General features: G+C 41.2%; 1 pseudogene. It reads right to left on the minus strand.

Going from position 1 to position 706, the window contains the following annotated elements:
* Nucleotides 1-441: 441 nt before the first annotated feature.
* Nucleotides 442-706: pseudogene (locus tag R7Q11_RS26340) on the minus strand (FAD-dependent oxidoreductase); the annotation flags it as partial.

The following is a 706-nucleotide window of genomic DNA, read 5'->3' on the forward strand; positions in this document are numbered from 1 at the left end:
CACGCCAAAACATGCTCAGAAGGCTCTTGAAATGGCTCGGGAGAAAAAATACATCGATGGGAACGTTGGGGATAAAAAGGAAGCTTTTTAATGAGGCGCTGTTGCCTGCCCTTCAACATGGAAGTAAAGGAAAACAATACAGCTTTGAGTGGCTGCCGTTTTTTAAACTTTACTAATCTATACAGTCGCTTAGATACCTTTTTCACGACATAACCAAGTTGAGGGAACACTCCCAAAATGTAATCCATTTCCGACAGGTTTTATAGAAATATCAGCTACAACAAATATTTATGTGACCAAGGTCACTTTTAGAGCAATCTCAACGTTCAATAACCCACCAAAAAAAGAAATAACCTTATTAAAATCAAGGCAATAAAAAGCCCCATCTATGAATCACAGATGGGGCTAATGAGATGTTTTTAATGGTTTTTTCTTAGTAATTTAAAAACCTTCGCCACGTACTAACTCAGCCAGCGTCGACAAGCGTTGTTCACTTTGCTTGACGTATGGGTTCTCGGTATCCCACGCGTAACCAGCCAATATTGCACTGATCATCTGTTTAATGCGTGGATTTGGAGCTTGGTAGAAAATCACGTCTTGAAGCGTGCCGTTGTACCAGCCTTCCACATAAGTGCGGAACGTGTTGACACCAACCATCAAGCGTTCTGAGTATTCTTCTTGCCAATCAACCACTTCGCCGTTGAAT

Source organism: Vibrio sp. 970 (assembly GCF_033339075.1).